Origin of the sequence: Polaribacter vadi (assembly GCF_018861005.1) — a bacterium.
GTDB lineage: Bacteria > Bacteroidota > Bacteroidia > Flavobacteriales > Flavobacteriaceae > Polaribacter > Polaribacter vadi_A.
This window is the reverse complement of record NZ_JAHKQL010000003.1, coordinates 121,041-138,866: the sequence shown is the minus strand read 5'-3', so window position 1 is coordinate 138,866 and position 17,826 is coordinate 121,041. Positions and strand designations below refer to the sequence as shown.

At 29.7% G+C, this 17,826-nt stretch carries 16 protein-coding genes; 10 read left to right on the top strand and 6 right to left on the bottom strand.

Features of this window, described 5'->3' with window-relative positions; genetic code table 11:
* Nucleotides 1–30 precede the first annotated feature (30 nt).
* The 9 genes from msrB to KO506_RS02485 all read left to right on the top strand — a co-directional run bounded on the left by msrB (nucleotide 31) and on the right by KO506_RS02485 (nucleotide 10,611).
* Nucleotides 31–486, top strand: a complete 456-nt coding sequence (msrB, locus tag KO506_RS02525; RefSeq protein ID WP_215993323.1) for a peptide-methionine (R)-S-oxide reductase MsrB — start codon at nucleotides 31–33, stop codon at nucleotides 484–486.
* Complete coding sequence (gene msrA / locus KO506_RS02520) at nucleotides 479–1,027, top strand: peptide-methionine (S)-S-oxide reductase MsrA (protein WP_215993322.1); 549 nt, start codon at nucleotides 479–481, stop codon at nucleotides 1,025–1,027. The genes msrB and msrA overlap by 8 nt, the downstream gene beginning before the upstream one ends.
* Before the next feature lie 20 nt (nucleotides 1,028–1,047).
* Entirely contained in the window at nucleotides 1,048–2,604 is a 1,557-nt protein-coding gene (locus KO506_RS02515) for a protein adenylyltransferase SelO (RefSeq protein ID WP_215993321.1), read from the top strand.
* A 66-nt stretch (nucleotides 2,605–2,670) separates the two neighbouring features.
* Complete coding sequence (locus KO506_RS02510) at nucleotides 2,671–3,615, top strand: aldo/keto reductase (RefSeq protein WP_215993320.1); 945 nt, start codon at nucleotides 2,671–2,673, stop codon at nucleotides 3,613–3,615.
* A 17-nt stretch (nucleotides 3,616–3,632) separates the two neighbouring features.
* A complete protein-coding gene (locus KO506_RS02505) occupies nucleotides 3,633–4,850 on the top strand; it encodes a bifunctional alpha/beta hydrolase/OsmC family protein (RefSeq protein WP_215993319.1) in 1,218 nt (405 codons plus the stop codon).
* Nucleotides 4,851–4,885: 35 nt separating this feature from the next.
* Nucleotides 4,886–5,908 carry an XdhC family protein gene (locus KO506_RS02500; RefSeq protein ID WP_215993318.1) on the top strand — a complete coding sequence of 341 codons (1,023 nt, stop codon included), beginning with the start codon at nucleotides 4,886–4,888 and terminating at the stop codon, nucleotides 5,906–5,908.
* The gene (locus KO506_RS02495; protein WP_215993317.1) at nucleotides 5,909–6,502 is read left to right on the top strand and encodes a nucleotidyltransferase family protein; all 594 of its coding nucleotides are present in this window, start codon (nucleotides 5,909–5,911) and stop codon (nucleotides 6,500–6,502) included. It abuts the gene before it with no gap.
* An 86-nt stretch (nucleotides 6,503–6,588) separates the two neighbouring features.
* Entirely contained in the window at nucleotides 6,589–10,218 is a 3,630-nt protein-coding gene (locus KO506_RS02490) for a metallophosphoesterase (RefSeq protein WP_354667546.1), read from the top strand.
* Between the two features lie 3 nt (nucleotides 10,219–10,221).
* The gene (locus KO506_RS02485; protein ID WP_215993315.1) at nucleotides 10,222–10,611 is read left to right on the top strand and encodes a DUF423 domain-containing protein; all 390 of its coding nucleotides are present in this window, start codon (nucleotides 10,222–10,224) and stop codon (nucleotides 10,609–10,611) included.
* Here the strand turns inward: KO506_RS02485 and KO506_RS02480 are convergent.
* The 6 genes from KO506_RS02480 to KO506_RS02455 all read right to left on the bottom strand — a co-directional run bounded on the left by KO506_RS02480 (nucleotide 10,597) and on the right by KO506_RS02455 (nucleotide 14,965).
* Nucleotides 10,597–11,442 carry an SdiA-regulated domain-containing protein gene (locus KO506_RS02480; RefSeq protein WP_252726756.1) on the bottom strand — a complete coding sequence of 282 codons (846 nt, stop codon included), beginning with the start codon at nucleotides 11,440–11,442 and terminating at the stop codon, nucleotides 10,597–10,599. The genes KO506_RS02485 and KO506_RS02480 overlap by 15 nt on opposite strands.
* Before the next feature lie 56 nt (nucleotides 11,443–11,498).
* The gene (locus tag KO506_RS02475; protein ID WP_436836410.1) at nucleotides 11,499–12,365 is read right to left on the bottom strand and encodes a TPM domain-containing protein; all 867 of its coding nucleotides are present in this window, start codon (nucleotides 12,363–12,365) and stop codon (nucleotides 11,499–11,501) included.
* Complete coding sequence (locus KO506_RS02470) at nucleotides 12,365–12,802, bottom strand: TPM domain-containing protein (protein WP_215993314.1); 438 nt, start codon at nucleotides 12,800–12,802, stop codon at nucleotides 12,365–12,367. The genes KO506_RS02475 and KO506_RS02470 overlap by 1 nt, the downstream gene beginning before the upstream one ends.
* A gap of 16 nt (nucleotides 12,803–12,818) precedes the next feature.
* Nucleotides 12,819–13,415, bottom strand: a complete 597-nt coding sequence (locus KO506_RS02465) for a LemA family protein (RefSeq protein WP_215993313.1) — start codon at nucleotides 13,413–13,415, stop codon at nucleotides 12,819–12,821.
* 115 nt (nucleotides 13,416–13,530) lie between these two features.
* Nucleotides 13,531–13,860, bottom strand: a complete 330-nt coding sequence (locus KO506_RS02460) for a MerR family transcriptional regulator (RefSeq protein WP_215993312.1) — start codon at nucleotides 13,858–13,860, stop codon at nucleotides 13,531–13,533.
* Between the two features lie 142 nt (nucleotides 13,861–14,002).
* A complete protein-coding gene (locus KO506_RS02455; protein WP_215993311.1) occupies nucleotides 14,003–14,965 on the bottom strand; it encodes a M23 family metallopeptidase in 963 nt (320 codons plus the stop codon).
* Nucleotides 14,966–15,124: 159 nt separating this feature from the next.
* On the opposite strand from KO506_RS02455, the gene alaS reads away from it, so the two are divergent.
* Nucleotides 15,125–17,743: an alanine--tRNA ligase gene (gene alaS / locus KO506_RS02450; protein WP_215993310.1), complete on the top strand. Its 2,619-nt coding sequence runs from the start codon at nucleotides 15,125–15,127 to the stop codon at nucleotides 17,741–17,743.
* The last annotated feature ends 83 nt before the right edge of the window (nucleotides 17,744–17,826 follow it).

Sequence of the window (17,826 nt, the reverse complement as noted above, 5' to 3'; positions counted from 1 at the left end):
CGACTATAAAAACAATACAAAACAATAAAGATGCTTACTTGGAAAAATATAATTAATTATACTGTAAAAGGAAATCCTATTCCAGATAAAAAAGTTGAAAAACCAGAAAAAGAATGGATAAAACAATTAACAGCAGAGCAATATAGAATTACACGTAAAAAAGGTACAGAAAGACCACATTCTGGTGCACTGTGCAGTATTTACGAAGAAGGACAATACAACTGTGTTTGTTGCAACACGCCTTTGTTCGATTCTACAATTAAGTTCGAATCTAGCTCTGGCTGGCCTAGTTTTACACAACCTATAAAAGACAACGCAATAAAATATTACAAAGACACTTCTTTTGGTATGGTTAGAGTTGAAGTAATGTGTAATACTTGCGATGCTCATTTGGGGCATATTTTTCCTGATGGACCAGAACCAAGTGGATTGCGTTATTGCATAAACTCTGAATCTATGATTTTAGACAAAAAAGAAAATGAATAAAAATTTACAAATTGCCACAATTGGTGGTGGATGTTTTTGGTGTACAGAAGCTGTTTTTCAAGAAGTAAAAGGAATAGAGGAAGTAGTATCTGGTTATTCTGGTGGTAATGCTCCTGGCAGACCAACTTATAGAGAAATTTGTTCGGGTTTAACAGGTCATACAGAAGTAATTCAAATAACTTTTAATGCTAATGTAATTTCTTACCAAGACATTTTGGTTATTTTCATGACCACTCACGACCCTACAACATTAAACAGACAAGGTGCAGATAGAGGCACACAATACAGATCTGTAATTTACTATCATAATGATAATCAACAAAAAATAGCAAAAGAAGTTTTAGAACAAATTCAGCCTTATTATAATGATAAAATTGTAACAGAAATTAGCGCTTTAGATATTTTTTACAATGCAGAACAAGAACATCAAAATTATTATAGAGATAACAAAAGACAAGGTTATTGTACTTTTGTAATTGAACCAAAATTATCTAAATTAAGAAAATTACACGCAGATAAATTAAAGTTACAAGGAGTTTAAAATCCGTTGCAAATCACTATATGAAACTGAACCTAAAAAATACATTTACATCAGAATTGCCTTCGGATAAAATTCTTGAAAACTCAAGAAGACAAGTTACTGAATCAGTATTTTCTTATGTACATCCTAAAAAAACAAAAGCACCCAAAGTAATTCACGTTTCGCAAGAAATGGCATCAGAATTAGGCATCACAAAAGAAGAAACTAAAACTGAATTCTTTAAAAAAATTCTTACTGGTAATGAAGTTTACCCAAATACAACACCTTTTGCAATGTGTTATGGAGGTCATCAATTTGGCAATTGGGCAGGACAATTAGGTGATGGTAGAGCCATAAATTTATTCGAGATTGAACATCAAAATAAAAACTGGAAAGTACAGTTAAAAGGTGCAGGCGAAACTCCTTATTCTAGAACTGCAGACGGTTTGGCTGTTTTACGTTCATCAATTAGAGAATATTTATGTGCAGAAGCCATGTTTCATTTAGGTGTTCCAACTACAAGATCATTATCTTTAAGTTTATCTGGAGACGAAGTTTTACGAGATGTATTATACAATGGAAATCCGGCTTATGAAAAAGGTGCAATTGTTTCTCGTATTTCTCCATCTTTTTTAAGATTTGGGAATTTTGAGATTTTTACTGCCAGAAAAGATGTAAAAAACTTAAAAGTTTTAACAGATTACACTATCAAACATCATTTTTCACATTTAGGAAAACCATCAAAAGAAACCTATATTAACTTTTTTAAAGAAGTTTCAGAACGTACTTTAAAGATGATTATTGATTGGCAAAGAGTGGGTTTTGTACACGGAGTTATGAATACTGATAACATGTCCATCTTAGGTTTAACCATAGATTATGGACCTTATGGATGGTTAGAAGGTTTCGATTTTGGATGGACACCTAATACAACAGACAGACAAAACAAACGCTACAGATATGGAAATCAGCCAAATATTGGGTTATGGAATTTGTATCAACTCGCAAATGCTTTGTACCCAATTATTGAAGAAGTTGAACCTTTAGAAGCTATTTTAAATCAATATAAAACCGACTTTGAGAAACAATCTTTACAAATGATGAAAAGCAAATTGGGCTTATTTGTTTCTGATGAAGACGATGTTGAATTGATTCAAAATTTAGAAGATAATTTACAATTGATAGAAACAGACATGACCATTTTCTTTAGAAGTTTAAGTAATTTTTCTGATGATAAAACTGGACTAAAATTAATAGAAAGTGCTTTTTACAATATAGAAAATCTTACAGATGATGTAAAAACCAGATGGAAATCTTGGTTTAAAAACTATGCTAAAAGATTGGCTATAGAACGAGTTTCATCCGAAGAAAAAAAGGAAAAAATGAATGCTGTAAATCCTAAATATGTATTGCGTAATTATATGGCACAATTGGCTATTGATGCTGCAGATAAAGGTGATTACACTTTAATTGACAAGCTTTTTAAACTCTTAAAAAAACCTTATACAGAACAACCAGAAAATGAAAAATGGTTTGCAAAAAGACCAGAATGGGCTAGAAATAAAGTGGGTTGTTCCATGTTATCTTGTAGTTCTTAAAACTAGAAAAAACTTTAAGTTTCAAAAAACTGAAGAGATTAAAAATTCGAAAAATTAAAAAAATATATGAGTATAGGATTAGGAACAGCAGCTTTAGGAAGACCTCAATACATAAATATTCGTCAGAAAAATGTAGACAATTCAGATTTAGATGCCTTTAAAAAACAAAGTTTTTCTGTTTTAGAAAACGCATACAACTTAGGTATTAGATATTTTGATACAGCTCCTGGTTATGGTTTAGCAGAAGAATTATTGTTAGAATGGTTGCAAACCAAAAATGATGAAACTATTAAAGTTGCCACAAAATGGGGTTATACATATACTGCAAATTTTAATGCAAATGCAAAAGTGCATGAAGTTAAAGAGCATAGTTTGGTAAAGCTAAATGAACAATGGCAGTTTTCTGAACAACTTCTGCCCTATTTAAAAGTATATCAAATTCATTCTGCTACCTTAGAAACTGGAATTTTAGAAAACAAATCAGTTTTAGAGCAATTGGCAGTTTTAAAAAAAGAACACAATTTAAAAATAGGTTTAACTACAACAGGCACAAATCAAGTTGAAGTGATTAAGAATGCTTTAAATGTTTTGGTTGATGGTAAACAATTATTTGATGTTTATCAAGTTACTTACAATTTTTTAGACCAAAGTTTATCAGAAATTATTGATGAATTACAACTCCAAAATAAATCAATAGTTATAAAAGAAGCTTTAGCTAATGGTAGAGTTTTTAGAAATAAAAAATATCCACACTACAATAAAATGTATACAGTTTTAGAAAGCTTAGCTCACAAACACAATGTTGGTTTAGATGCTATTGCTTTAAAATATTGCAACCAAACAATTGGTAAAAGCACTGTATTAAGTGGTGCAAGTAATTTAGATCAATTAAAAGAAAATTTAAAAACGAACTCATTTTTACTTTCTAACAATGATATTGAACAACTAAATTCTTTTAAAATTTCGCCAGAATTATATTGGCAAGAAAGAAAAGAATTACAATGGAATTAACATAAAAACAAAACTTTATGAATACGATTAGATTAGAAATTAAGAATAGAAAAGGTTTTAAATTACAAGCATATTTAGAATTACCAGCAAATCAAAAACCGAATCATTTTGCAATTTTTGCACACTGCTTTTCTTGCAACAGTAATTTTAATGCAGTTAAAAACATTAGTCGTTCTTTATCTAATAACGGTTTTGGAGTTTTACGTTTCGATTTTACAGGTTTAGGTAGAAGTGAAGGCGAATTTGCAGAAAGTCATTTTTCTGCAAACGTAGAAGATCTCTTAGATGTTAATAATTATTTAGTAGAAAACTACCAAGCACCTGCTTTATTAGTTGGCCATTCTTTGGGTGGTGCTGCAGTTATTGTTGCTGCATCTCAATTAAATAATATAAAAGCAATTGCAACTATAGGTGCACCAGCAAACGTAAATCACGTAACACATTTATTTTCTCACTCTTTAAATGATATTGAAGAAAAAGGTGAAGTAGAAGTACAAATTGGTGGTAGGCCTTTTAAAATAAATCAAGATTTTGTAAAAGATTTTAGCAAAACAGATTTACCAAAAATTACCAAAGAACTAAGAAAACCAATTTTGGTAATGCACGCTCCTTTCGATAAAATTGTAGGTATAGAAAATGCAGAAAAAATTTATTTAAATGCTATGCACCCAAAGAGTTTTATGAGTTTAGATGACGCAGATCATTTACTATCAAATGCAAAAGACAGCATTTATGTGGGTAATATGATTGGTACTTGGGTTGATAAATATTTCCCTAAAGAAGAAAACAAAATGTTATCTACAGAAGGTGAACAATTGGTTGGTCATTTAAATTTAATTGAAGATAATTTTACAACATCCATCCAAACAAAAAAACATACTTTAATTGCTGATGAACCTACAAGTGTTGGTGGAGACGATTTTGGACCATCTCCTTACGATTATTTAAGTGCTGGTTTAGCTGCTTGTACAGTGATGACTTTAAAATTATATGCTGAGCGTAAAAAATGGGATTTACAAGAGGTTTTTGTTTACATCACTTATTCTAAAAAACATAGCGAAGATTTAAAAATTGACTTAGAAAAGCCAACTCGTTTAGATCATTTGCAAAAAAAACTAAAATTTATTGGTAATTTAGATGATGCTCAAAAACAACGATTAAAAGAAATAGCCTCTAAATGTCCTGTACATAAAACCTTAATTACACAAACTGTTATTGAAACAGAATTGATTTAAAAATTATATATTGGTGTTGTATAAATAATTTTTTAATGATTCACGAACTTAAAGAAATAATAAATCAGACTGTCATCAATCAACATAAAGGATTGAAAAATGTGTTGGCTTCTGTTGTACATTTAGAAGGTTCATCTTATAGAAAACCAGGTGTTAGAATGCTTATTTCTGAAGATTTAAACTCTGTTGGTGCAGTTTCTGGTGGTTGTGTAGAAAAAGAAATTATTCAAAGAGCAAAATCTGTTTTTTCTGATAATAAGCCCAAAGTAATTACTTACGATGGCAGATATAGATTAGGTTGCGAAGGTATTTTATATATTTTAATTGAACCTTTTTATATTGATGATAACTTTCTAAAAACATTTACAATAGCACTAGATAAACGTGAAGCCTTAAAAATTGACAGCTTTTTCTTTAAAAAGGATGAATCTTTTGGCAATTTTGGTTCTGTAGTTACTTTTTATAATCAAGAAAAATTTACATTTTCTGAATCATTCATACATCAAGAAAAAAATGAAATCGCACTTTTTTCGCAAATTTTGCAGCCAGCTTTTAAATTGATCATAATTGGTGGTGAACACGATGCTGTAAAACTGTGTAAAATTGCTGCAAATTTAGGTTGGGAAATTGATGTAATAACGTCTGCAAAAGACAGCAAATTATTGAACGATTTTCCTGGCGCAAATTCTGTTGTTGGTAATACTCCAGAAACCATTCAGTTTTCTGATATCTCAGATAACACAGCAATTGTAATTATGAATCATAGTTATGTGCAAGATTTAAAATATTTGGTAAAATTATCTGAATACAATCCCAAATACATAGGTGTTTTAGGTGCACCAAAAAGAAGAGAACGTTTATTTAATGAGCTTTTTGAGTTTGCACCAGAAATTACTGATGAGTTTTTAGAGAACATATACACACCTGCAGGTTTACACATTGGCGCTAAAACTCCAGAAGAAATTGCGGTTTCTATTATTGCAGAAATATTATCTGTTATCAGACAAAAAGAACCTTTTTCTTTAAGGAATATCAATGGAAAAATTCATAGTTCTTAAATGAAAAATATTGCTGTTTTAGTATTAGCTGCTGGTAAATCTTCGAGAATGAAAAGTATTAAACAGCTCGAAAAAATTGGGAATCAAACCCTTTTAGAACTTACTTTAGAAAAAGCAAAACAACTACCAATAAAAAATATCTTTTGTGTTTTAGGTGCAAATGCTAATTTGATTAAATCGAAAATAAAAACAGAAAATATCAACTTTATTTTAAATAATAATTATAATGAAGGCTTAAGTTCTAGTATCGTTTCTGGCATTCATTATTTTAAAAAAAATCAATTACAATTTGATGGGGTTTTGGTTTTATTAGCAGATCAACCAGCAATAGAAATTAGTTATCTAAATACACTTATCTCTTTATTTTATGCTAATAGTTCTAAGATTATTGCTTCTAATTATGGCGATTTTTTTGGAGTACCAGCACTATTTTCATCAAAATATTATGATGATTTATTATTGATAAAAGGAGATAAAGGCGCTAAAAATTTCATCAATCAAAACACAAAAAATACACTTTCACCTAAAATAAAAGCAAATCTAGTAGATATTGATACCAAACAAGATTTAGATTCGTACAACAAGTCAATTTAAATATTTATTTTTACGCCATGAAAATATTGAAAATTTGTATTGCGCTTTTACTAATCTCATTTATACATTCTTGTGCCACTGTAAAAATGCAAGTTACAGAAGGTCAAAAATTTAACATAAAGAAAAAAGATGCAAAGCTACTTCATTCATTTTATCTTGTTGGTGATGCTGGTAATTCTGAATTCAATAAAAGAGATTCTGCTTTATCTTATTTAAATCAGGTAATTGAAGAGGCAAATAAAAATTCTACTTTAATTTTTTTAGGAGATAATGTTTATCCTAAAGGAATTCCATCTAAAGGAAAAAAACTACACGAACTTTCTAAATACAGATTAAAAGTACAAACAGATATTGGAAAAAAATTTCCTGGAAAAACTTTATTTATTCCTGGAAATCATGATTGGTACAGTGGCTTAAAAGGGTTAAAAAGACAAGAAAAACTAGTTGAAGATGCTTTAGGTAAAAATACTTTTTTACCAGAAAATGGATGTCCCTTAGAAAAAATTGAGGTAAATGACGACATAAATATTATAGTTATAGACTCTCATTGGTATGTTACAAACTGGGACAATCACCCAGGAATTAATGATGAATGCCAAATTAAAACTCGCGAAAAGTTTTTTGAAGAGTTAGAAGGAATGATTAAAAAATCGCAAGGAAAAACGACACTTTTAGCCATACATCATCCTGTATTTACAAATGGTCCTCATGGAGGTTATTACTCTTTTAAAAGCCATATGAAACCTTTGCCAATTTTTGGTAGTGCCTTAAATATTTTAAGAAAAACATCTGGAGTTACAAATACAGATCAACAAAATGATAAATACAATGAACTTAGAAAACGTATTATTAGTTTAGCACAGCAAAACGAAAAAATAATTCTTGTTTCTGGTCATGAGCATAACTTACAATATATTGTGCAAGACAACATACCACAAATAGTTAGTGGTTCTGGCTCTAAAGTTACAGCTACAAAAAATGTAAACGGAGGTTTATTTTCTTATGGCACACAAGGTTTTGCAAGGTTAGACATATATACAGATGGTTCTTCTACTGTGCATTATTATACTGCAAAAGATCGTAAAATTGTTTATGAAGCTAATGTATTCGAAGCTGATAGTATTATTAAGTTTGATGCTTTCCCAAATGCAGAATTATCAGAAAAAGAAGCCTCTATTTATACAGATAAAGAAACTACAAAAAGTGGTGTTTATAATTTACTTTGGGGTAAGAGATACAGAAAATTTTTTGGTCAAAAAATAAATGCGCCAACAGTAAGTTTAGATACTTTATATGGTGGTTTAAAACCTATTAGAAGAGGTGGAGGACATCAATCTAAATCTTTACGATTAGAAGATAAAGAGGGTAAAGAATATGTTATGCGAGCTTTAAGAAAAAATGCTGTACAGTATTTACAAGCGGTTGCTTTTAAAGATCAATATGTAGAGGGTCAGTTTAAAAAGACATATACAGAAAGCTTGTTGTTAGACGTTTTTACAGGCTCACATCCTTATGCTCCATTTACCATTGCTCAATTAGCAGATGCAATTAATATTTATCATACAAACCCTATATTATATTATGTGCCTAAGCAAGAAACTTTGGGAGAATTCAATACAGATTATGGTGATGAATTGTATATGATTGAAGCCAGAACTGCAGATGGTCATGGAGATAAAGAAAACTTTGGTTATTCTGATGAAATTATTAGTACAGATGATTTAAGAAAAAACCTTAAAAAGGATGAAAAATATACTTTAGATGAAGAAGCTTATATAAGAGCTCGTTTATTTGATATGTTAATAGGAGATTGGGACAGACACCAAGACCAATGGAGATGGGCCGAATTTAAAGAAAATGATAAGATTATTTACAGACCTGTACCAAGAGATCGAGATCAGGCTTTTTCTGTTTTTGCAGACGGAATTCTTTTAAACGTATTCACCAAATTAATACCAACTTTAAGAGGTATGCGTTCTTACGAAGAGGATATAAAAAGTACAAAATGGTTTAATTTATCTGGTCATCCTTTAGATATGACTTTAATTTCTGCTTCTGATAAAAAAGTTTGGGATAAACAGGTTAGCATTATTCAAAATCAAATAACAGATGAAATTATAGAGAGTGCTTTTTCTAATTTCCCTACAGAAGTTAGAGGTAAAACTATAAATGAAATTAAGAGAAAACTAAAAGGAAGAAGAGAAAATCTTCAAAAGATTTCTGATAATTATTTTTATTATTTAAATGAATTTCAAATAATTACAGGAACAAATAAAGATGATAGATTCGAGATAGAACGTTTTGTTAATGGTGATACAAAAATTACAGCCTACAGAATAAAAGATGGTAAAAAAGGAACTATTATTCATAATAGACGCTATAAATATGACATTACCAAAGAAATCTGGATTTATGGTTTAGATGATGATGATGAATTTTTATTAACAGGTGCCAATGGTAAAAAAAGTATTAAAATAAAAATTATTGGTGGTTTAAATAATGATGTTTACGACATTAGAAAACAACATGATGTTAAGGTATATGATTATAAATCCAAGAAAAATACATTCATAACAAAAAACATACATAAAAAAATTACAGACGATTATAAAACCAATACTTACGATTACAAAAAACTAAAACATAAGCAGAGTAAAATCTCACCTGCAATTGGTTACAACCCAGATGATGGCATTAAACTTGGTTTAAAATATCTATTCTTAGTCAATTCTTTTGAAAGAAACCCTTTTACAAGACAACACGTAATTTCTGCAAACTATTATTTTGCGACTAATGGTTTTGAGTTAGGATACTCTTCAGAAATTGCCAATATTTTTGATAGATGGAACCTTGGTTTTGAAGCAAAGTTTAACAGCCCTAATTATTCATCCAACTTTTTTGGTTATGGTAACAATTCTTTAAATCCAGAAGCAAATAAAGATGATGAAGACAGAGATTATAATAGAGTTAAAATTGGTCAAATTCAATTAGGTTCGTTTATAAAAATAAGAGGAGATTTAGGTGCTGCTTTAAAAATAGGATTAAACTACCAAAGCTTTGATATTGAAAGAACTGAAGGTAGATTTTTAGAAGCAAATTACGCTATAGATAATAGAATATTTAAAGAACAAAACTTTTTAAATACAGAAGCAAGTTATAACTACAAACACTCAGATAATCCTGCTTTTACAACATTAGGTATGGAATTCGGCACTAAGTTTGGCTATACTAGAAATTTAGATGAAAAAAGAAGTTTTGCTTACAATAATACTTCTTTGGCAATTACACATAAACTGATACCTAATGGTCGATTAGTATTAGCTTCTAAAGTAAAAGGGCAATTTACTTTTGGTAATAATTTCGAGTTTTACCAAGCTGCAACAATTGGAGGTAATGATGGTTTACGTGCTTATAGAAATGAACGTTTTACAGGTAAAAGTGCATTTTATCATACTACAGATGTACGTTTAAATTTAAGAAGTGTTAAAACAAGTTTATTACCAATGAATATTGGTGTTTTTGGTGGCTTTGATTATGGTAAAGTTTGGAACACACCAGATAATTTAACCATACCTATAACAGAAAATGGAACACCAAATACTTCTTATGGAGGTGGAATATTTTTTAACGCTGCTAACATCTTTGTAGGTAATATAGGCGCTTTTAATGGAGATGATGGAATGCGTATTGCATTTAAAGTAGGTTTTGATTTTTAAAATATGAGTCAATTAGCATTAATTTCTGGTAGTATTTTTGGGTGTTTAGCAATCATTTTTGGTGCATTTGGCGCACATTTATTAAAAAAAACACTAAGTACAGAACAACTACAAAGTTTTGAAACTGGTGTAAAATATCAAATGTATCACGCAATAACTTTACTTGTTTTAGGCTTTAATTTAGATGATACTTTAACCATAGATAATTACATAGTTAATGCATTTATAATTGGTGTAATTCTGTTTTCTTTCTCTATTTACGGACTCGTTATTTCGTCAGCAAAAAATAAGAAACTAAAGTTTTTAGGACCAATTACGCCTTTAGGAGGCTTGTTTTTAGCAGCAGGTTGGGCTTTATTATTGTATAAATATGTAGTTTTATTCGAATTTTAATTGATATAAATTACCACCTTCTCCACCCGATTTTTCATCAGTAATTAATAAAGTATTATTATCTTTAAAACAGATTCCTTCTTTTTGGGTTTCGTGGGTTAATTCAATTTCTTTTACATTACCAGACAAAAAATTATCGCCTTTAAAATCTGTAAAAATTAGAATATTTTTTTGTGATAACAGTACCACTTTTTTGCCATCGTCAGAAATATCTGCAGAGGTAATCCAAGAGTCTGTTTTTTTACCATTATCGAATTCGCCAATTAACTTTGCTTTATGTTTTCCTTTTTCTACAGGAATTCTATACAAAGAAGTTTTTCCGTATTTTTTCTTTGTTCTACTTTTTGTAAAAATATAAAAGTGATTATTGTGGTAAAAAAAAGATTCGGAATCAAAGAATAAATTTTTCTTTTTCGGTGGAAATTTATTCTGATCTTCATACTCAAATTCAATCTTTTCTACCTCAGCATTTTTTTTATTTAAATACTTTTTATCAACTTTTAAAATTCTTAAATTCTTTCTTTTGCTGTTATTATTTCCGAAATCACCAATGTATAAGTTACCTTTTTTATCCGCAGTTAAATCTTCCCAATCGTGGTTTTTCGTTTTAACATAAATCTCTTTTAGAATTTTCCCTTCTTCAGAAACAGCAAACAATTTGGGTTGATTTCCAGAATCATTCAGCATCCAAATTAAATCAGAACCTTTTATGGTTTCTGTTCCAGAAACTTCATCTAAAACTTTTGGTAAATCAGCAATCATTTCTAATTGTCCAAAATTCTGACAACTATAAAAAAATAACAAACAGAATGATATAATAAGCTTTTTCATTAACATAAAATTTTGGGTATTAATTTTCTTTACTTTAGAAAGTAAAAAATAGGTTTTTACCAGCCTCCAGAAGCACCTCCACCTCCAAAAGAGCCACCTCCAAATCCTCCACCAAAGCCACCTCCGCCAAAGCCACCTCCGCCAAAAGAGCCTCCACCAGATGAACCGCCAAAACCACCACCAAAGCTTCCTCCACCTCTACCAGCGTTGCTTAAAATAATGGTATCTAAAATTGTGCCTGCTACAGAACCTCTTCTATAACCTCTTCCTCCACCTCTATTATTTTTATTTCCTCTAGAAATTAGAATAAAAAAGATGATTATAACAATTACAAAAATGATAACTCCAGGATCAAACCCTTCTGACTCTTGTTGTCGAGTTCCTTTAAATTCGCCATTTAAAGTTCTAAAAATATAATCAGATCCTTTATTTAAACCTGCATAAAAATCGCCTTTTCTAAACTCAGGAATTATAACTCTATCTATAATTCTTTTCGATTGAAAATCTGTCATTAAATGCTCTACTCCTCTACCATTTTGAATCGCAATTTTTTTATCGTCTTTGGCTAATAAAACAAGAATTCCATTGTCTTTTTCCTCATCTCCAATTCCCCATTTTTCTCCCCAATTTGCAGCTAAATAGTTTATATTTTCTCCTTCTGTAGATGCTATTATGGCAATTACAATTTGGGTTGATGTTGTGTCTGAATAACGAACTAATTTATTTTCTAAGTTCTTTTTTTGGTTTGAAGAAAGTAGGTTAACATAATCGTAAACACTAGTTTGAAACTTAGGTGTTTCAGGGATTTCAAATCCTTGAGAAAAGGTATTTAATGAAAAAACAAAAACGGTTACAAACAACAACTTTTTACACATATCTGCCCACTGAAAACTATCTTTAAAAAACTGTTTACGAATCATCATTATCCTTTAGAAATTTCATTAGAAAGTTCGTTTTCATCATCTATTTGCCAAGGAAAATGCGTTTTTAATTCTTCACCAGCTTTTAAAACACCATCAACAATACCTTGTTTAAAATTGGCGTTTTTAAAATGATTTTGCATCACATCTTTGGTAGAATTCCAGAAGTCTTTAGGCACAACTTTATTAATGCCTTTATCACCATAAATCACAAACTTTTTATCGTTTACTGCAACGTAAATTAACACAGCATTTTCATCTTTTGTATTGTTCATTTTTAAAAGATGAAAAACTTCTAAAGAGCGTTCGTAATGATCTTTATCTGCTGTAGCTTCTATATGTACACGAATTTCACCAGAAGTATTTTTCTCTGCAATTCGAATAGCCTCAATAATTTCTTGCTCTTCTTCTTTGGTTAAAAAAGCTTCTACTTTAGACATTTATGTGATTTAAAAATTAAAATTCGAAATTTACATCAACTGCATTTTCAGAACCTGGGTTAGATTTATATCTAGCCATTTCATCAAAATTAAACCAACCAGCAAATATTGAATTTGGAAAAATTTTAATGTGTTTGTTGTATTTATTTACATCTTCGTTAAAACGATCTCTAGCAACATTTATTCTGTTTTCTGTACCTTCTAACTGACTTTGTAATTCTAAGAAATTTGCATTTGCTTTTAAATCTGGGTAACGTTCTACAGAAACTAATAATTTAGATAATGCCCCTGTTAAACCAGATTGTGCTTGTTGAAATTGTGCTAATTTATCTGGTGTTAAATCTCCTGCATTAATGTTTACGGATGTTGCTTTTGCTCTTGCATTAATTACTTCTGTTAGTGTACTTTTTTCAAAATCTGCAGCTCCTTGAACCGTTTTTACTAAGTTACCAATTAAATCGTTTCTACGTTGGTAAGCACTTTCTACATTAGACCATTCTGTTTTTGCATCTTCTTGTAAAACAACTGCATCATTATTAAATCCTTTTGCTCTGCTGTATCCATAAAAAGCTAAAACTGCTATAATTATTACTGGAATTAACCATTTTTTCATAATTTCTATATTTTAATTGATTGATTTTTTGTGTTACAATATTATCGATTATTCTTTAGATTCTAAAAAATAACAGACGTTTTCCTACGGATTAGACACAACAAATAAACATTTGTTACAACTGATTTTTAATTTTAATCAATTCTGCTTTTACGCTTTCTAATCTGCTAATAATTTCGTGATTATTATAAATACCTTCCGGATTTTTTTTAAGCTTTTGCTTTGCGCCTTCTAAAGTAAAACCTCTTTCTTTTACTAAATTAAATATTAGCTTAAAATTCTTGATATCCTCTTGAGTAAAAAGACGATTACCTTTTGCATTTTTTTTAGGCTTGATAATACTAAACTCTTTTTCCCAAAAACGTATTAAAGATGCATTTACTTGAAAAGCTTTGGCTACTTCACCTATTTTGTAATAACGTTTTTCGGGTAAATCTATGTGCATTTTTCAATTTTCAGTTTTTCAAAGTTAAAAAAGACTTTTAGAAGCTTAGGTAAACAATAGATTATTTTTTCAGATTTTTAATCCAAATCCAATCTATCATCTTTAGTTTTTTCTTGTTTCTTATCTCTAAAACTAAAAAACACTAATCATAAGACTGACTTTCTTCTGATGTTCTTTGTAAAGTAGCAAATTCTTCTAAAGACAAATCTCCGTAATAAAAATTTATAGGGTTTACAGCTCTATCATTTTTATGTACTTCGTAATGTAAATGTGGTGCCACAGATAAACCTGTATTACCAATATAACCTATTAAGTCTCCTCTTTTTACTTCTTGGCGTCTTTTAACTACCATTTTACTTAAATGAGCATAAATGGTTTTGTAACCATAACCATGGTCTATATAAATTACTTTACCAAACGTACTACTTCTTTGTGCTCTATGTATTTTACCATCTCCAGAAGCATAAACTGGTGTACCTTTTGGTGCTGTAAAATCCATCCCTTTATGAAACTTATTTATTTTTAAAATAGGATGCATTCTCATTTTATAACCAGAAGCCACATAAAAATCTCCTTTTTTTACAGGAATAATTGCAGGAATTGCAGCTAACATTTCTTTCTTTTCTTTGGCAAGTTCTACAATTTCGTCTAAAGATTTAGATTGCACCACCATTTGTTTCGATAAAATATCTACTTCTTTTGTTAGTTTGGTAATTAAATCAGAATTATCAAAACCTTCTAAGTTTTTATATCTATTTACACCACCAAAACCAGCTTTACGCTGTTCTTCTGGTATTGGGTTTGCCTCAAAATAACTTCTGTAAATATTATTATCTCTTTCTTGTAATTGAGATAATATAGAAGAACTCTCTTCTAATCTTTTTTCAATAAGTTCGTAATGTAGTTTTAAATTTTCTAACTCTCTTTTTTGAGCTCGTTCAGAGGGCGACATTAAAATTTGACTAAAACCGATAAAACCAAAAAATGCAATTAAAACTACTCCTAAAAAACTAAATATTACTTTACGATACTTATCACTCTTTTTTACAGCAATTTTTCTGTAAGAAAGAGTATTCTCATCATAATAATATTTTACTTTTGCCATATTCTTAAATATACTATTTTTGTGTTTTTTGTAACGTTATATTTAAATAACCTTACTTAAAGAACAAACAAATTTACAAAATGTTTTACAACTGCTTATTTTATAGCAGTTTTTTAAAAATAAATTAACAAAATCCAACTTGTTGGAAACTTCTTTTTTATGAAATCTCAAGAAATTCGCGCTACTTTTTTAAACTTTTTTAAAGAAAAATCTCATTTAGTAGTTCCTTCTGCACCAATGGTTACAAAAGACGATCCAACATTAATGTTTGTTAATTCTGGAATGGCGCCTTTTAAAGAATACTTTTTAGGTAATGGAACTCCTAAAAAGAATAGAATTACAGATTCACAAAAATGTTTGCGTGTTTCTGGTAAACATAACGATTTAGAAGAAGTTGGTTACGATACGTATCACCATACTTTATTTGAAATGTTAGGTAACTGGTCTTTTGGCGATTATTTTAAGAAAGAAGCTATTGCTTGGGCTTGGGAATTGTTAACTGAGGTTTACAAAATTGATAAAGATATTTTATATGTAACCGTTTTTGAAGGTTCTGATGATGCTGATGATTTAGGTATGGACACAGAGGCTTACGATTTATGGAAACAATTTATTTCTGAAGATCGTATTTTAAAAGGAAACAAAAAGGATAATTTTTGGGAAATGGGAGAGCAAGGACCTTGTGGACCTTGTTCTGAAATTCACGTTGATATTCGCTCTGCAGAAGAAAAAACAAAAGTAGATGGTAAAACTTTAGTAAACGAAGATCATCCGCAAGTTGTAGAAATCTGGAACTTGGTTTTTATGCAATATAATAGAAAAGCCAATGGTTCTTTAGAAGATTTACCAAACAAACATATAGATACAGGAATGGGCTTTGAACGTTTGTGTATGGTTTTACAAGATGTTCAATCGAATTATGATACTGATGTTTTTACACCAATTATAAGAGAAATAGAAACCATTACCAATACTAAATATGGCAAAAACGAACAACAAGATATTGCAACTCGTGTAATTTCTGATCATGTTAGAGCTGTAGCTTTTTCTATTGCTGATGGTCAATTACCAAGCAACACAGGTGCTGGTTATGTAATTCGTAGAATTTTAAGAAGAGCTGTTAGATATGGTTTTACTTTTTTAGATAAAAAAGAACCTTTTATTTATAGATTAGTTGATGTTTTAAGTAAAAAAATGGGAACAGCTTTCCCAGAATTAAAAGCCCAAAAACAACTGATAGAAAACGTAATTAAAGAAGAAGAAACTTCATTTTTACGCACTTTAGACCAAGGTTTGGTTTTGTTAGATGGTATTATTGCATCAGCAAAAACAAAAGAAATTTCTGGCGATAAAGTTTTTGAATTATATGATACTTTTGGTTTCCCTATAGATTTAACTGCTTTAATTTTATCAGAAAAAGGATATACTTTAGATGAAAAAGGTTTTGAAACAGAATTGCAAAAACAAAAAAACAGATCTCGTGCAGCAAGCGAAATGTCTACAGAAGATTGGACAGTTTTAGTTGATGATGATGTACAAGAATTTATTGGTTATGATTTTTTAGAAGCCAATGTAAAAATTACACGATACAGAAAAGTTACTTCTAAAAAAGACGGAACAATGTATCAATTAGTTTTTAATTTAACTCCTTTTTATCCAGAAGGTGGAGGGCAAGTTGGTGATAAAGGGTATTTAGAAAATGCAAATGGCGATGTTATTTATATTCTTGATACCAAAAAAGAAAACAATGTAATTATTCATTTTACTAAAAATTTACCCGAAAATATAAATGCTCATTTTAAAGCAAATGTAGATAAAAAACAACGTTACAGAACTGAGTGTAACCATACAGCCACTCACCTTTTACATCAAGCTTTAAGAGAAGTTTTAGGTATACATGTAGAGCAAAAAGGCTCTGCTGTACATTCTAAATATTTACGTTTCGATTTTTCTCATTTTTCTAAATTAACTGTTGATGAATTACGTGATGTAGAAAACTTTGTAAATGCACGTATTTCTGGCAAACTACCTTTAGAAGAAAGTAGAAATATTACCATGGAAAAGGCAATTGCTGATGGAGCAATGGCATTATTTGGCGAAAAATATGGAGATACTGTTAGAGCAATTAAATTTGGTAAATCTATAGAACTTTGTGGTGGAACTCACGTAAAAAATACTGGTGATATTTGGCATTTTAAAATTAAATCTGAAAGTGCTGTTGCTGCAGGAATCAGAAGAATTGAAGCAATTACAAATGATGCTGTTAAAGATTTTTATTTTGATAATAACAGAACTTTATTCGAAGTAAAAGATTTATTAAACAATGCAAAAGACCCTGTAAAAGCAGTTCAAAAATTACAAGATGAAAATGCTGATTTACAAAAACAAGTTGAGCAACTGCTAAAAGAAAAAGCACAAAATTTATCAGGAGAAATTAAAAATCAATTGCAAGAAATTAACGGAGTACAGTTTTTAGCAACTAAAGTAGATTTAGACGCAAACGGAATTAAAAACTTAGCTTTTGGTTTGGGTAAAGAACATCAGAATTTATTTTTATTATTTGCTACTGCACCTAAAAAAGACAAAGCAATGTTAACTTGTTATATTTCTAAAGAATTAGCCAACGAACGTGGTTATAATGCAGGAACTGTAGTTAGAGAATTGGGTAAATTAATTCACGGAGGTGGAGGAGGCCAACCTTTCTTTGCTACTGCTGGAGGTAAAAATCCTGGAGGAATACCTAAAGTTTTAGAAAAGGCAAAAGAATATATAGTTTGAAAAAAATAAAGAGTAAATTTTCTTTTTTTATTATACTTTTTATCATCTTAATTGTCTTGATTCTTTCTGGTCTTGGAATTTGG

Bases quoted from the DNA above. Each gene is read 5' to 3' on its own strand.
- KO506_RS02455 (WP_215993311.1), bottom strand. From the start codon at position 14,965: ATGGCAAAAGTAAAATATTATTATGATGAGAATACTCTTTCTTACAGA.
- KO506_RS02485 (WP_215993315.1), top strand. From the start codon at position 10,222: ATGAGTCAATTAGCATTAATTTCTGGTAGTATTTTTGGGTGTTTAGCA.
- KO506_RS02475 (WP_436836410.1), bottom strand. From the start codon at position 12,365: ATGATGATTCGTAAACAGTTTTTTAAAGATAGTTTTCAGTGGGCAGAT.
- KO506_RS02495 (WP_215993317.1), top strand. From the start codon at position 5,909: ATGAAAAATATTGCTGTTTTAGTATTAGCTGCTGGTAAATCTTCGAGA.
- KO506_RS02505 (WP_215993319.1), top strand. From the start codon at position 3,633: ATGAATACGATTAGATTAGAAATTAAGAATAGAAAAGGTTTTAAATTA.
- KO506_RS02460 (WP_215993312.1), bottom strand. From the start codon at position 13,860: ATGCACATAGATTTACCCGAAAAACGTTATTACAAAATAGGTGAAGTA.
- msrB (WP_215993323.1), top strand. From the start codon at position 31: ATGCTTACTTGGAAAAATATAATTAATTATACTGTAAAAGGAAATCCT.
- msrA (WP_215993322.1), top strand. From the start codon at position 479: ATGAATAAAAATTTACAAATTGCCACAATTGGTGGTGGATGTTTTTGG.
- KO506_RS02490 (WP_354667546.1), top strand. From the start codon at position 6,589: ATGCAAGTTACAGAAGGTCAAAAATTTAACATAAAGAAAAAAGATGCA.
- KO506_RS02515 (WP_215993321.1), top strand. From the start codon at position 1,048: ATGAAACTGAACCTAAAAAATACATTTACATCAGAATTGCCTTCGGAT.
- KO506_RS02480 (WP_252726756.1), bottom strand. From the start codon at position 11,442: ATGAAAAAGCTTATTATATCATTCTGTTTGTTATTTTTTTATAGTTGT.
- alaS (WP_215993310.1), top strand. From the start codon at position 15,125: ATGAAATCTCAAGAAATTCGCGCTACTTTTTTAAACTTTTTTAAAGAA.
- KO506_RS02500 (WP_215993318.1), top strand. From the start codon at position 4,886: ATGATTCACGAACTTAAAGAAATAATAAATCAGACTGTCATCAATCAA.
- KO506_RS02470 (WP_215993314.1), bottom strand. From the start codon at position 12,802: ATGTCTAAAGTAGAAGCTTTTTTAACCAAAGAAGAAGAGCAAGAAATT.
- KO506_RS02465 (WP_215993313.1), bottom strand. From the start codon at position 13,415: ATGAAAAAATGGTTAATTCCAGTAATAATTATAGCAGTTTTAGCTTTT.
- KO506_RS02510 (WP_215993320.1), top strand. From the start codon at position 2,671: ATGAGTATAGGATTAGGAACAGCAGCTTTAGGAAGACCTCAATACATA.